Genomic DNA, 13,753 nt, shown 5'->3' with positions numbered 1-13,753 from the left:
TCCACTGAAGCGTGTGTAAACCCTGTGGGGGCGGGCTTGCCCGCGAACGACCGCGCAGCGGTCGCAATCGCAACCGAGAGTTCTGAACTTGCCCCACACCCCCCAACGTCGCTGGTACCTCCCGGTCGCCCTGGTCGCCGCCCTGGTGCTGTTGCCTCTGAGCGTCCTGCTGCTGTCATGGCAGTCGATCGACCTGCAGATCTGGTCACACCTGCTCGACACCCAGATGAGCCGCCTGCTCGGCAACACCCTGACCCTGGTAGTAGGCGTAGGCATCGGCGTGACCGTATTGGGGGTCAGCCTGGCCTGGCTCACCAGCCTCTGCGAATTCCCTGGCCGGCGCTGGCTGGACTGGGCGCTGATGCTGCCGTTTGCCATCCCCGCCTACGTGCTGGCATTCGTTTTCGTCGGCCTGCTGGATTTTGCCGGCCCGGTGCAAAGCGCCCTGCGCGAAGTGTTCGGGCCGATGCGCCTGCCGCGCGTGCGCTCCACGGGCGGGGTGATCATCGTGCTCGTGCTGGTGTTCTACCCCTATGTCTACCTGCTGGCGCGCACGGCCTTCCTGGCGCAGGGCAGGGGGCTGATGGAGGCGGCCCGGGTACTGGGGCTGTCACCGCTGCAGGCGTTCTGGCGCGTCGCACTGCCCATGGCGCGGCCGGCGATCGGTGCCGGTATCGCCCTGGCATTGATGGAAACCCTGGCCGACTTCGGTGCGGTGGCGGTGTTCAATTTCGACACCTTCACCACGGCCATCTACAAGACCTGGTACGGCTTCTTCAGCCTGTCCAGCGCGGCCCAGTTGGCCAGCCTGCTGCTGTTGGCGGTGATGCTGGTGCTGTACGGCGAGCGCCGTGCCCGCGGCGCGAGCCGCACGGGTAATGAGCGCGCGCGCGGCAAGGCGCTCTATCACCTGCGTGGGGCCAAGGCGCTGCTGGCCAGCGGCTGGTGCCTGCTGGTGTTCGCCTGTGCCTTCGTCATACCGCTGCTGCAACTGCTGGTGTGGTGCTGGCAGCGTGGGCGGCATGACCTGGACGAGCGTTATGTCGGCCTGGTGTTGCACACCTTGTACCTGGGCGGCATGGCTGCATTGATCACGGTGAGCGTGGCGCTGCTGCTGGCCTTCGCCCGGCGCCAGGCGCCGACCGGCGGCATCCGCGCCGGGGTCGGCCTGGCCAACCTTGGTTATGCCTTGCCAGGCTCGGTGCTGGCCGTGTCGATCATGCTGGCCTTCAGTTACCTCGATAACCGGCTGGTGGTGCCGATTTCGACGTGGCTGGGCGGCGCTGGCAAACCCTTGCTGCTGGGCAGCCTTGCGGCCTTGCTGCTGGCCTACCTGGTGCGCTTCATCGCCGTGGCCTACGGGCCGCTGGAAAGCAGCCTGGAGCGTATCCGGCCCTCATTGCCGGAGGCCTCGCGCAGCTTGGGCGTCGGCGGCGTGGCATTGTTTTTCAAGGTGTATCTGCCGTTGCTGGTGCCCGGTGCACTGAGTGCTGCCCTACTGGTATTCGTCGATGTGTTGAAGGAGATGCCGGCCACCTTGCTGATGCGTCCGTTCGGCTGGGACACCTTGGCGGTACGGGTGTTCGAGATGACCAGCGAGGGCGAGTGGGCGCGTGCCTCGCTGCCTGCCTTGACCCTGGTGCTGGTGGGCTTGCTGCCGGTCATCGGGCTGATTCGCCGCTCAGCTCGGCGCCCCGGTCACTGACAGTAAGGATGCCAGCCTGCGCCCATGCGGCTACAATGCGCGGCATTCGCGCGGCGGGTCCTACAAGAAGAGCTGACGACCAAACGTCATCGACCGCCGCCGCTTCGCCACGCCCGGAAGGAGAAACCCATGGGACAGCGCACGCTTTTGTATGACCTGCACCTGGCGCTCGGCGCCAAGACGGTCGATTTTGGCGGTTGGGACATGCCCCTGCACTATGGCTCGCAAGTCGAGGAGCACCATCAGGTGCGCAGTGACTGCGGGATCTTCGATGTTTCCCATATGACCGTGATCGACATCAGTGGCCGTGATGCTACCGCTTGGTTGCAGCATTTGCTGGCCAACGATGTTGCCCGCCTCGACAGTGTCGGCAAGGCGCTGTACAGCCCACTGCTCAACGAAGAGGGCGGGGTCATCGATGACCTCATCGCCTATCGCACCGAAGCCGGCTACCGCCTGGTCACCAACGCCGCTACCCGCGCCAAGGTGCTGGCTTGGCTCAAGGCCCAGCAGAGCGAGTTCTCGGTCGATTTCGAGGTGCGCCCGGACCTGGCCATTCTTGCCATCCAAGGCCCGCAGGCCCGTGACAAGGTCGCCGCCTTGCTCAGCGCCTCGCGCGCCGCGCTGATTCGCGCGCTGCGCCCGTTCGAAGGCATTGCCGACGGCGACTGGTTCATTGCCCGCACCGGTTATACCGGTGAAGACGGCCTTGAGATCATCCTGCCAGGCCACGAGGCCGTTACTTTCTACAACGACCTGGTCGGCGCCGGCATCGCCCCCAGTGGCCTGGGCGCCCGTGACACCCTGCGCCTGGAAGCCGGCATGAACCTTTATGGCCAGGACATCGACGAAACCCATACCCCACTCACCTCCAACCTGGGCTGGAGCATCGCCTGGGAGCCGGCTGAGCGCGAGTTCATCGGCCGCGCGGGCCTGCTGGCGGAAATCGAGCAAGGTGTGAAGGAAAAACTGGTTGGCCTGGTGCTGGAAGAACGCGGCGTTTTGCGTGCCCATCAGGTGGTTCGCGTTGCCGGCATTGGCGAAGGGGAGATCACCAGTGGTAGTTTCTCTCCTACGCTGAGCAAGTCTATTGCCCTGGCGCGTTTACCCATGGCCACCGGCGACCGCGCCGAGGTCGAGATTCGCGGCAAGTGGTACCCGGTGCGGGTGGTCAAACCGACCTTCGTGCGCCACGGCAAAATCCTGATTTGAATAATTTTTAACCGGCGGGCCGACCGCTGAGCCAATCGAGGAATTCAAGACATGAGCAATATCCCCGCCGAACTGCGTTTTGCCGAAAGCCACGAGTGGGCACGCCTGGAAAGCGACGGCACAGTGACCGTTGGCATCAGCGACCACGCACAGGAAGCCCTGGGTGACGTCGTGTTCGTCGAACTGGCGGAAGTCGGCAAGGTGTTCGCCCAAGGCGACGCGGCTGGCGTGGTCGAGTCGGTCAAGGCTGCTTCCGACATCTACGCCCCGATCGGTGGCGAAGTGATCGCGGTCAACGAAGCACTGGCCGACAGCCCAGAGCTGCTCAACGAAGAGCCTTACGGTGCCTGGATCTTCAAGCTGAAGCCAAGCGACAAGGCTGAGCTGGACAAGCTGCTGGATGCTGCGGGTTATCAGGCTGCTATCGGCGAGTAATACCGCGTCGCTTTCTTCGCGGCTAAAGCCGCTCCCACAGGTACTGCACGGCAGCTGATACCCCTGTAGGAGCGGGTTTGCCCGCGATGAGGCCGGGCCTGCAAGCAAGTTTCCCCGCACAATCGGCAATCCTTCCTAGACTTATAAGTCTCCATGAGGCCTGGTCTAGGAAGAGAGCGTCGTCATGTCCCAGTCGCCGTCCCTGCATCAACTGCAAGAGCTCAACCCGTTCCTGCGTCGCCACCTGGGCCCCGATGCCTCGGAGCAGCAGGCCATGCTCAGCGCGTTGGGTGTTGCCAGCCGCAGCGAGCTGATCGAGCAGACGGTCCCGCCGGGGATCCGCCTCAATCGCCCCCTCGACCTGCCGCCGGCGCTGGACGAACAGGCCGCATTGGCCAAGCTCGCCGGTTATGCCGAGCAGAACCAGGTCTGGTCCAGCCTCATCGGCATGGGCTACCACGGCACCGTCACGCCGACCGTCATCCTGCGTAACGTGCTGGAAAACCCTGGCTGGTACACCGCCTACACGCCTTACCAACCCGAAATCGCCCAAGGCCGGCTGGAAGCGTTGTTGAATTTCCAGCAGATGGTCATCGACCTCACCGGCCTCACCCTGGCCAACGCCTCGCTACTCGACGAGGCCACCGCCGCTGCCGAGGCCATGGCCCTGGCCAAGCGCGTGGCGCGCAACAAGAGCAACGCGTTTTTCGCCGACGAGCACTGCCACCCGCAAACCCTCTCGGTGCTGAAAACCCGCGCTGAAGGGTTTGGCTTCGACCTGATCGTCGATTCTGTGGATAACCTGGCCAAGCACGCGGTATTCGGCGCCTTGCTGCAGTACCCGGACACCCACGGCGAGGTACGCGACCTGCGCCCGCTCATCGATCATCTGCACAGCCAGCATGCCTTGGCCTGCGTCGCCGCCGACCTGCTCAGCCTGGTGGTGCTGGCGCCACCCGGTGAGCTGGGCGCCGATGTGGTGTTGGGCTCGACCCAGCGCTTTGGCGTCCCGATGGGCTATGGCGGCCCTCATGCCGCCTATTTCGCCTGCCGCGACGAATTCAAGCGGGCCATGCCGGGGCGCATCATCGGTGTGTCGCGCGATGCCCGGGGCAACACCGCGCTGCGCATGGCCCTGCAGACCCGCGAGCAGCACATCCGCCGCGAGAAGGCCAACTCCAACATCTGCACGGCCCAGGTGCTGCTGGCCAACATCGCCGGCTTCTACGCCGTCTACCATGGCCCAGAAGGCTTGCAGCGCATCGCCCAGCGGGTGCACCGGCTGACCTTCATTCTGGCGGCCGGCCTGGAGGCCAAGGGCATCAAGCGGCTCAACCAGCATTTCTTCGACACCTTGACGCTGGAGGTGGGCGGCGCGCAGGCGGCGATCATCGAAAGTGCCGAGCACGCGCGTATCAACCTGCGCATCCTCGGGCGCGGGCACCTGGGCGTGAGCCTGGACGAAACCTGCAACGAGCAGACCGTGTTGCGCCTGTTGGATATTTTCCTCGGCGTCGATCACGGCCTGGACATTGCCGCGCTCGACCAGTTGGCGCTGCCAGAAGGCATCCCGGCGGGGCTGGTGCGGCGCACGCCGATCCTTGCGCACCCGGTCTTCAACCTGCACCACAGCGAAACCGAGATGCTGCGCTACCTCAAGCAGCTGGAAAACAAGGACCTGGCGCTGAACCAGTCAATGATCCCGCTGGGCTCCTGCACCATGAAACTCAACGCCACCAGCGAGATGATCCCCATCACCTGGCCAGCCTTCGCCCAGTTGCACCCGTTCGCCCCGGCTGCCCAGGCAGTGGGCTACAAGGCGATGATCGACGAGCTGGAAAGCTGGCTATGTGCCATCACCGGCTTCGACGCCATCTGCATGCAGCCCAACTCCGGCGCGCAGGGCGAATACGCCGGCCTCATGGCCATCACCCGCTACCACCGCAGCCGCCACCAGCCTCAGCGTACCTTGTGCCTGATTCCGTCCTCGGCCCACGGCACCAACCCGGCCTCGGCGCAGATGGCCGGCATGGAGGTGGTGATCGTCGATTGCGACGACGACGGCAACGTCGACCTCACGGACCTCAAGGCCAAAGCGCAAGCGGCCGGGGATCGGTTGTCGTGCCTGATGGTCACCTACCCCTCGACCCACGGGGTGTATGAAGAGGGTATTCGTGAAATCTGCGACGTGGTGCACCAGCACGGTGGCCAGGTGTACATGGACGGCGCCAACCTCAATGCCCAGGTCGGCCTGACGCGCCCAGCCGACATCGGCGCCGATGTGTCGCACATGAACCTGCACAAGACCTTCTGCATCCCCCACGGGGGCGGCGGCCCCGGCATGGGCCCGATCGGTATCCGCGCCCACCTCAAGCCCTTTGTCGCCAGCCACCCGGTGGTGCCGGTGCCGGGTTTGGACCCGAACAACAGCGCGGTCAGTGCCGCGCCTTGGGGCAGCGCGAGCATTCTGCCGATCAGCTGGATGTATATCGCCATGATGGGCCCGCAACTGGCCGATGCCAGTGAGGTGGCGATCCTCTCGGCCAATTACCTGGCCAGCCAACTTGGCGGGGCTTTCCCGGTGCTTTACCGCGGGCGTAACCAGCGCGTGGCCCACGAGTGCATTCTCGATCTGCGGCCGCTCAAGGCGCAGACCGGTATCAGCGAGGAAGACGTGGCCAAGCGTTTGATGGACTACGGCTTCCATGCCCCGACCATGTCATTCCCGGTGCCGGGCACGCTGATGGTCGAGCCGACCGAGAGTGAGTCGAAAGCCGAGCTGGACCGTTTCGTCGAAGCGATGCTGGCGATCCGTGCAGAAATCGCTCAGGTGCAGGAAGGCAACTGGCCGGCCGAAGACAACCCGCTCAAGCATGCGCCGCATACCTTGGCTGACGTGTTGGCACCGTGGAACAGGCCGTACAGCCTTGAGCAGGGCATCGCCCCCAGCGCTCACGTACGCCAGCACAAGTATTGGCCAGCGGTGAACCGGGTCGACAATGTGTATGGGGACAGGAACTTGTTTTGCGCGTGTGTGCCGATGGAGGCTTATCGCTGATTTTTGGGGGGCTGGCCCCCCAAAAACTTATTCGGCTACCGCGTTCTTGGCCAGGATGGCATTGGCCAGTTCCATGTCGCTTGCCTGCATCCCTGGGTTTTCAGCGCGCACCTGGCGCATCGCCGATTCCAGGAACGGCCCGCGGATTGCGCCTTCACTGGCCACGAAGCTGCCGGCGTCGTCCTGCGCGGCCATTACCAGTTTGTGATCCTTCGACGTCAGGTAGGTCGACGCCGTGGTTGCACCGGAAGAAATCACGTTACGCCAGAAGGTATCGGCCATGGCGGAGCCCATTGGCAGCGAAAGCAAGGCAGCGGTCGCGATGGCGGTTTTGAGACGCATGTTGAAACACCTCGAAGGGTGAGGGTTGAAGATGCGCGCTTTGATCCTGCCGAGGGGGTGCAAGTTCCTTGAATACAAGGGTTTTTTGCTCAGGAGCAGGCCCTTAGCACTTCCTCTGTAGCGGTCAGGCCCCGGGCTACTTTCGCCTCCCCGCAGCGGCGCAGGTCTACCAAGCCTTCGCTCAGCGCTTGGCGTCGCAACTGCGCCAGGTCGGTGTGTGGGCCTATCTGCGCGCGCAGGCTTTCGCTGGGTATCAACAGTTCGAACAGGCCAGTACGGCCCTGAAAACCGGTACCGCGACAGGTGCGGCAGGGCTGGCCGCTGGCTGCCGAGGCACACCCCTGGCAATCGCTGCACAAGGTGCGAATCAGGCGCTGCGCCATGACCCCGATCAGCGTTGCCTTGATCAGGTAATCAGCCACGCCCAGTTCCTGCAGCCGGGTGATCGCGCCGCAGGCATCGTTGGTGTGCAGGGTCGACAGCACCAGGTGCCCGGTGAGGGCTGCCTGCACGGCCACCAGGGCGGTTTCCCGGTCGCGGATCTCGCCGACCATGATGATGTCCGGGTCCTGGCGCAGCATCGCCCGCACGCCGTCGGCGAAGCACAGGCCCAGTGCGGGCTGGACTTGCAGTTGGTTGAAGGCCGGCTCTAGCCGCTCGATGGGGTCTTCGATGGTGCACAGGTTGACTTGCGGGGTGGCCAGCAGCTTGAGGCTGGCGTAGAGCGTGCTGGTCTTGCCAGAACCCGTGGGGCCTGTCACCAGGATGATGCCCTGGCGTTGGCCCAGCAGCGCGCGCCATTGCTCCAGTTGCTGCCCTTCCAGGCCCAGGCGGTCGAAACCTTCATGCAGCTGTTGCGGGTCGAACAGGCGCAGTACCAGTTTTTCGCCAAAGGGCGTCGGCAAGGTCGATAGGCGCAATTCCACTTCGCCGCCGCCGGCAAGGCGGCTTTGCAACCGGCCGTCCTGTGGCCGGCGTTTCTCTGCCACATCCATGCGCCCGAGGTGTTTGAGGCGGCTGACCAGCGCCAGGGTGACGCCCGCGGGGAAGGCGTAGACGGTGTGCAGCAGGCCGTCGATGCGGTAGCGCAGCTGCCCTTTGTCGCGGCGGGGCTCCAAGTGGATATCGCTGGCGCGTTGCTCGATGGCGTACTGCAGCAGCCAGTCGACGATGTGCACGATGTGAGCATCATCGGCGCTGGCTTCGGCCTGGCGTTTGCCCAGCTCCAGCAGGTGTTCGAGCTCGCCCAGGCTGGCTGACTGCTGGTGCTGCGCGCCCTGTACCGATTGGGCCAGGCGGAAGAACGACTGCCCCAGCTGGCGGATCTGCAGCGGGCTGGCCAGCACGCGGCGGATGGGCCTGCCCAGGCTCCTGGCCAAGTCCGCTTGCCAGTCATCCTGATAGGGCTGTGCGCTGGCCACGGTGACGCCGGAAGGGTCGGCGGCGACGACGAGAATGCCATGGCGCTGGGCGAAAGCGGGGGAGATCAGCCCGCTGACCTGGGCCATGTCGAGTTGCATGGGGTCGATGCGCAGGAACGGCTGGCCGATCTTGTCAGCCAGCCATTGGCAGAGGCGGTCCAGGTCCAAGGGCTGTCCGGGGTGCTTGCGGTCTTCAAGGCCTTGGGCGGCGATGAGTTCCAGAGGGTGGCAGGTCGGCCGTGACGCGGCCTGCTGCAGTACCAGCAGGGTGTCGCTGGCGTCCAGGTGCCGGTCGGTGAGCAAGGCCTGGAGCAGGCGCTTGAGGTCGAGGGCTTGGTTGTCGGGGGTATGCATGGCGGCGTCCTTGCCAGGAGGGGAGTCCTGCTGAAGGCTAGCCGGGTGTGGTGCGCTTACGGCGGGCAAAGGGTTTCTGGATCTTGCGGTGTCAGACCACCGCCAGCTCCACGCGCGCCAGGTTCATCAGGCTTACGTCGCCCACGCACACCAAGTTGCGCAATTTTTGCGCAATCACCTCGGCCCGGTGCCAGCTCAGCCCGCCAATGCCGATCTCGATGGCGAGCCAGTCATCCTGTTGGCTGACCTGCACGTGGTGCGGGGTCAGAAACTGCAAGGCAAACAGGTTGAGCACCCGGCATAAGCTGTCGGGCTCGGCCTCGGCCTGCAGGCGGTAGTGCACGGTGCTGTGGGCGTTGCTGGCGGCCCAGGCGTCGGTACGTGGCAGTGCGTTCATGCTGGTCTCCGCAAATGTGGGAGAAATTCTTGCACGTTGAGGCGGGTATTTTTTCGCTATGATTCGACCAATTGGCCGGTATGGCAGATTGTTTTATTCGGATTATCGTGACTTGGAGACTTATTAATGCAAAGCGAACTGGACGCCTATGATCGGCGCATCCTCGAATTGCTGCAGGAGGACGCTTCGCTGTCCAGCGCACAGATCGCCGAGCGTGTGGGGCTTTCGCAGTCGCCTTGCTGGCGGCGCATCCAGCGGCTGAAGGAGGAGGGGGTGATTCGCGGGCAGGTGACGCTGCTCGACCGCAAGAAGATCGGCCTGAATACTCAGATTTTTGCAGAGGTGAAGCTCAACGCGCACGGGCGCTCCAATTTCACCGAGTTCACCGAGGCGATCCGAGGTTTTCCGGAGGTGCTGGAGTGCTACGTGCTGATGGGCTCGGTGGACTTCCTGCTGCGTATCGTTACCTCGGACATTGAGGCGTATGAACGGTTTTTCTTCGAAAAACTGTCGAATGTGCCGGGGATTCAGGAGGTCAATTCGATCGTGGCGCTTTCGGAGATCAAATCCACCACCAGCCTGCCACTGTCGAGATAGGACACGATCTGTAGCAGCCTTGTGCTGCGAAGGGGCCGGTTTGGCCAGAAAAAATCTGTGGCAAAACGGGCCTCTTCGCAGCGCAAGGCTGCTTCTACAGGGCTAGCGACGCCGATCAGGCCTTGAGCAGGTACTTCCAGCCACGGCTTTGATCAACCGCGCGGGCCTGCTCGATACGGGCTTCAAGCAGCTCGTCGGGCGTTTCGGACAGCGGCAGTTCAGCCAGCTCGTGCAGCTTTTTCAGGTCGCCGTACAGGCGGTCCATCTGCGGCGCTTCGAGCACCTGGCGGGCATGGTGCAGCCAGGCGAGCAACTGTTCGATGCGCGGCAGCTGTTCGGCCAGGTCTTCCGGGCGCTGGGTGTACAGCGGCAGTTTCAGCGAACGGCCTTCTTCACCCAGCAGGTGCGCCATCCAGCTGGCCAGTTGCGCCTTGCCCTGGCGTTCGCCACGGCCTTTGCGCTCGACGGTCCAGCCACGGGCCAGCAGCCAGCGCGAGGTTTCCAGCGAGAACTGGCCCCAACGCACGTCTTCGAGTTCTTCGGCAAATTGCTCAGGCGCAGCGCGGCGGATGTCTTCGTCATCGTTGCCGGCCTGCACCAGTGGGCGCCAGTCTTCCAGCAGCGCGTCGAGGCTGGCGCGCAGTTCGCGGGTGGTGGCGCGCGGTGCGGCCTGGCCCAGGCTGGCGACCAGTGCGCGCAGTTCGGCCAGGGACTGCACCCAGTCCTGCAGCAGGCGCCAGTGGCCATTGTGGCGGTATTGCTCGGCCAGGCGCTGGCTGCTGCCGAGCAACTGCCAGGCGAGGGCGGCGAAGGCATCGTCCAGGGCCATTTCGGCGTCCAGCTCGGTCTGGGGCAGGCCCAGCTCGTAGCTTTCGGGCTCCAGCAGGCGGTAGCCACGCTCGGCCTTGCTGATGTCGCAAGGCATCAGCGGCAGGCTGGCGGCGAGCTCGGCGGCCAGTTCCAGCAGGGCTTCAGGTGCGCCTTCGCGCAGTTCGAGCTCCAACTCGCAGATTTCTTCCTTGCGCTTGCCGGCGATTACGAAGCCCTGGTCCAGCGCGGCCTCGATCACGACCTTGCTCTTGCCGCGGCCCCAAGCGATTTCGGCGTATTCACGGCTGAAGTCGGTGGTGAACAGCGGCTTGATGGTTTTCTTGTCGAGCGCAGCCAACTGCTCGGGCCAGCAGGTGCCGTCGAGCTTTTTCAGGTCGAGCTTGACCTTGTCCAGGTGCCACTCGTACTCGTTGCGCTCGGACAGCCCGGCCACGCTTTGCCCGCGGCACTTCAAGGTCTGGATGATTGCATCACCATCGCGGCGCAGGCGCAGGGCTACACGGGCGGCGGAAAGCTCGCGCTCCGGGGTGTCGAAGTACTGGTTGAGCAGTTCACGGGTCTGCCAACCGGACTTGTTGCGCTTTTTCAGCAGGGGGTGCTCACGCAGGGCGGCAAGGGTCTCGCGGCTGGCGCGGAGCTTGAGTTCGGTTTCTTTGTGCATCGCAGGCTCGAAGGAGGGGCTCGTTGGCAGAGAGTCTACAGGAGTCGGCCGTCAACGGTTTATTCCAGACGGCAGATGGTCCTATGATGGGCAACGCTTCCGAGGAGTACAGGCATGCCGTTGCCGACGCTGAAAGACCAGTTCGCCGCTTTGATCGCCGCACCTTCGGTCAGTTGTACCCAGCCTGCGCTGGACCAGTCCAACCGTCAGGTCATCGACCTGCTGGCCGGCTGGTTGGGTGACCTGGGTTTCACGTGCGACATCCAGCAGGTCAGCCCCGGCAAGTTCAACCTGCTGGCCAGCCGTGGCACCGGCCCGGGTGGCCTGGTGCTGGCGGGGCACAGCGACACCGTGCCCTACGACGAGCAGCTGTGGTCGAGCGACCCGCTGAAGCTGACCGAGGTCGATGGCCGTTGGGTTGGCCTGGGCAGCTGCGATATGAAGGGCTTTTTCGCCTTGGTCATCGAGGCGGTGGTGCCGTTGCTGGAGCATGACTTCAAGCAGCCGCTGCTGATTCTCGCCACCTGCGACGAAGAAAGCTCCATGTCCGGCGCGCGTGCCTTGGCCGAGGCCGGCCAACCGTTGGGCCGCGCCGCGGTGATCGGCGAGCCCACGGGCCTGCGGCCGATCCGCATGCACAAGGGCATCCTCATGGACCGCATCGACATCCTCGGGCGCAGCGGCCATTCGTCGGACCCGTCCCTCGGCCGCAGCGCCCTGGAAGCCATGCACGCCGCGATGGGCGAACTGATGCAGTTGCGCGGCGAATGGCAGCAAACCTTCCGCAACCCACAGTTCACCGTGCCTACACCGACGATGAACTTCGGCTGCATCCATGGCGGCGACAACCCCAACCGGATCTGCGGCCAATGCGCGCTGGAATTCGACCTGCGGCCGTTGCCGGGGATGGATGTCGAGCAACTGCGGGCAGCGATTCGCCAGAAGCTGGCGCCGGTGGCGGAGCGGTTCGAGGTGCGCATCGACTATGCCCCGCTGTTCCCGGAAGTGCCCGCCTTCGAGCAGGCGGCGGACGCCGAGCTGGTACAGGTGGCCGAACGCCTGACCGGTCACCGCGCCGAAGCGGTAGCGTTTGGCACCGAAGCACCTTATCTTCAGCAGCTGGGCTGCCAGACCATCGTGCTGGGCCCTGGCGACATCGCCTGTGCCCATCAGCCTGGCGAGTACCTGGAAATGTCACGAATCGAGCCTACCGTGCGTCTATTGCGTGACTTGATTCGGCACTATTGCCTGCACTAAACGTCCATTGAGCTTATTCGTTCCTGCCTAGAGGAGACCGCGCGTGACCGCAAGCCTGTTCCGACGATGATCTTGAACGCCCCCTGTATCGCCGTTCTCCGTCCACTTATCCACAGGCCCTGTCATGCCCGATTACGTCAACTGGCTGCGTCATGCTTCCCCGTACATCAATGCCCATCGCGACTGCACGTTTGTAGTCATGCTCCCTGGCGATGGGGTGGACCACCCTAATTTCGGCAACATCGTTCACGACCTGGTGCTGCTGCACAGCCTGGGCGTGCGGCTGGTGCTGGTGCATGGCTCGCGCCCACAGATCGAGAGCCGCCTGGCCGACCGTGGCCTGACCCCGCACTACCACCGTGGCATGCGCATCACCGATGCGGCGACTCTGGATTGCGTGATCGATGCCGTGGGTGCCCTGCGCCTGGCCATCGAAGCACGCCTGTCGATGGACATCGCCGCCTCGCCGATGCAGGGCTCGCGCCTGCGCGTGGCGTCCGGCAACCTGGTCACGGCGCGGCCGATCGGTGTGCTCGAGGGTGTGGACTACCACCACACCGGCGAAGTGCGCCGGGTCGACCGCAAAGGTATCAGCCGCCTGCTCGACGAGCGTTCCATCGTATTGCTGTCGCCGCTGGGTTACTCGCCCACAGGCGAAATTTTCAACCTGGCTTGCGAAGACGTGGCCACCCGCGCGGCCATCGAGCTGGGTGCCGACAAGCTGCTGCTGTTCGGCGCCGAACCGGGCCTGCTGGATGAGCAGGGCAAGCTGGTGCGTGAGCTGCGCCCACAGCAGGTGGCGCCGCATTTGCTGCGCCTGGGCAGCGACTACCAGGGTGAATTGCTGGATGCGGCCGCCGAGGCCTGCAAGGGCGGCGTGGCGCGTAGCCATATCGTCAGTTATGCCGAAGACGGCGCGCTGCTGACCGAGCTGTTCACCCGCGGTGGTGGCGGCACGCTGGTGTCGCAGGAGCAGTTCGAAGTCGTGCGTGAGGCGACCATCGAGGATGTGGGCGGCCTGTTGGAGCTGATCAGCCCGCTGGAAGAGCAAGGCATCCTGGTGCGCCGTTCGCGCGAGGTGCTGGAGCGGGAAATCGAGCAGTTCAGTGTGGTCGAGCGCGAGGGCATGATCATCGCGTGTGCAGCGCTGTACCCGATTGCCGATTCCGAGGCGGGGGAGCTGGCGTGCCTGGCGGTGAACCCGGAGTACCGGCATGGCGGGCGGGGCGATGAGTTGCTGGAGCGCATCGAGAGCCGTGCGCGGCAGATGGGGCTGAATACGTTGTTCGTGTTAACTACCCGGACTGCGCACTGGTTCCGCGAGCGGGGCTTTGCGCCCAGTGGCGTGGAGCGGCTGCCGGCGGCGCGGGCATCGCTGTACAACTACCAGCGTAATTCGAAGATTTTCGAGAAGTCCTTGTAAGCCTGTACCGGCCTCTTCGCGGGGCAAGCCCGCTCCCACAGGAATCTCACTAGGCCTGAG

11 protein-coding genes are annotated in these 13,753 nt (G+C 64.5%); 7 read left to right on the top strand and 4 right to left on the bottom strand.

The genetic code is table 11. From position 1 onward, the window contains the following. Positions 1–88 precede the first annotated feature (88 nt). From AC5PZ0_RS06120 to gcvP, 4 genes are all read left to right on the top strand, one after another. Positions 89–1,705 (top strand): ABC transporter permease, encoded by a 1,617-nt coding sequence (locus tag AC5PZ0_RS06120; protein ID WP_274888520.1) that lies wholly within the window; start codon positions 89–91, stop codon positions 1,703–1,705. A gap of 129 nt (positions 1,706–1,834) precedes the next feature. Further along, the gene (gcvT, locus tag AC5PZ0_RS06115) at positions 1,835–2,917 is read left to right on the top strand and encodes a glycine cleavage system aminomethyltransferase GcvT (RefSeq protein ID WP_493854536.1); all 1,083 of its coding nucleotides are present in this window, start codon (positions 1,835–1,837) and stop codon (positions 2,915–2,917) included. Positions 2,918–2,968: 51 nt separating this feature from the next. After that, positions 2,969–3,352, top strand: a complete 384-nt coding sequence (gene gcvH / locus AC5PZ0_RS06110; RefSeq protein WP_027592242.1) for a glycine cleavage system protein GcvH — start codon at positions 2,969–2,971, stop codon at positions 3,350–3,352. 184 nt (positions 3,353–3,536) lie between these two features. Next, the gene (gcvP, locus tag AC5PZ0_RS06105) at positions 3,537–6,410 is read left to right on the top strand and encodes an aminomethyl-transferring glycine dehydrogenase (RefSeq protein WP_493854535.1); all 2,874 of its coding nucleotides are present in this window, start codon (positions 3,537–3,539) and stop codon (positions 6,408–6,410) included. Positions 6,411–6,437: 27 nt separating this feature from the next. Here the strand turns inward: gcvP and AC5PZ0_RS06100 are convergent, their stop codons facing one another. From AC5PZ0_RS06100 to AC5PZ0_RS06090, 3 genes are all read right to left on the bottom strand, one after another. Beyond that, entirely contained in the window at positions 6,438–6,752 is a 315-nt protein-coding gene (locus tag AC5PZ0_RS06100) for a DUF2388 domain-containing protein (protein ID WP_027592244.1), read from the bottom strand. Between the two features lie 89 nt (positions 6,753–6,841). Then, the gene (locus AC5PZ0_RS06095; RefSeq protein WP_493854534.1) at positions 6,842–8,527 is read right to left on the bottom strand and encodes a GspE/PulE family protein; all 1,686 of its coding nucleotides are present in this window, start codon (positions 8,525–8,527) and stop codon (positions 6,842–6,844) included. A 91-nt stretch (positions 8,528–8,618) separates the two neighbouring features. Continuing rightward, entirely contained in the window at positions 8,619–8,924 is a 306-nt protein-coding gene (locus tag AC5PZ0_RS06090; protein ID WP_027592246.1) for an ACT-like domain-containing protein, read from the bottom strand. 126 nt (positions 8,925–9,050) lie between these two features. Between AC5PZ0_RS06090 and AC5PZ0_RS06085 the strand changes: the two genes are divergently transcribed. Further along, complete coding sequence (locus AC5PZ0_RS06085) at positions 9,051–9,521, top strand: Lrp/AsnC family transcriptional regulator (RefSeq protein ID WP_085272198.1); 471 nt, start codon at positions 9,051–9,053, stop codon at positions 9,519–9,521. A gap of 115 nt (positions 9,522–9,636) precedes the next feature. On the opposite strand, the gene AC5PZ0_RS06080 is transcribed toward AC5PZ0_RS06085, so the two are convergent. Beyond that, the gene (locus tag AC5PZ0_RS06080; RefSeq protein ID WP_027592248.1) at positions 9,637–11,013 is read right to left on the bottom strand and encodes a CYTH domain-containing protein; all 1,377 of its coding nucleotides are present in this window, start codon (positions 11,011–11,013) and stop codon (positions 9,637–9,639) included. Between the two features lie 114 nt (positions 11,014–11,127). Between AC5PZ0_RS06080 and argE the strand changes: the two genes are divergently transcribed. Together argE and argA are read left to right on the top strand one after the other, a co-directional pair. Further along, entirely contained in the window at positions 11,128–12,270 is a 1,143-nt protein-coding gene (gene argE, locus AC5PZ0_RS06075) for an acetylornithine deacetylase (RefSeq protein WP_186681408.1), read from the top strand. 124 nt (positions 12,271–12,394) lie between these two features. After that, on the top strand, positions 12,395–13,693 hold the full coding sequence (argA, locus tag AC5PZ0_RS06070; RefSeq protein ID WP_027592250.1) for an amino-acid N-acetyltransferase: 1,299 nt from the start codon (positions 12,395–12,397) through the stop codon (positions 13,691–13,693). Positions 13,694–13,753 lie beyond the last annotated feature (60 nt).

It is taken from the genome of Pseudomonas sp. 5.2 (assembly GCF_059025405.1).
The sequence above is the reverse complement of the archived record's forward strand: the minus strand, read 5'-3'. Positions and strand labels throughout refer to the sequence as shown.

Coding starts and splice junctions, on each gene's coding strand:
- gcvP (WP_493854535.1), top strand. CDS start 3,537: ATGTCCCAGTCGCCGTCCCTGCATCAACTGCAAGAGCTCAACCCGTTC.
- gcvH (WP_027592242.1), top strand. CDS start 2,969: ATGAGCAATATCCCCGCCGAACTGCGTTTTGCCGAAAGCCACGAGTGG.
- gcvT (WP_493854536.1), top strand. CDS start 1,835: ATGGGACAGCGCACGCTTTTGTATGACCTGCACCTGGCGCTCGGCGCC.
- AC5PZ0_RS06080 (WP_027592248.1), bottom strand. CDS start 11,013: ATGCACAAAGAAACCGAACTCAAGCTCCGCGCCAGCCGCGAGACCCTT.
- argE (WP_186681408.1), top strand. CDS start 11,128: ATGCCGTTGCCGACGCTGAAAGACCAGTTCGCCGCTTTGATCGCCGCA.
- AC5PZ0_RS06085 (WP_085272198.1), top strand. CDS start 9,051: ATGCAAAGCGAACTGGACGCCTATGATCGGCGCATCCTCGAATTGCTG.
- AC5PZ0_RS06100 (WP_027592244.1), bottom strand. CDS start 6,752: ATGCGTCTCAAAACCGCCATCGCGACCGCTGCCTTGCTTTCGCTGCCA.
- AC5PZ0_RS06095 (WP_493854534.1), bottom strand. CDS start 8,527: ATGCATACCCCCGACAACCAAGCCCTCGACCTCAAGCGCCTGCTCCAG.
- argA (WP_027592250.1), top strand. CDS start 12,395: ATGCCCGATTACGTCAACTGGCTGCGTCATGCTTCCCCGTACATCAAT.
- AC5PZ0_RS06090 (WP_027592246.1), bottom strand. CDS start 8,924: ATGAACGCACTGCCACGTACCGACGCCTGGGCCGCCAGCAACGCCCAC.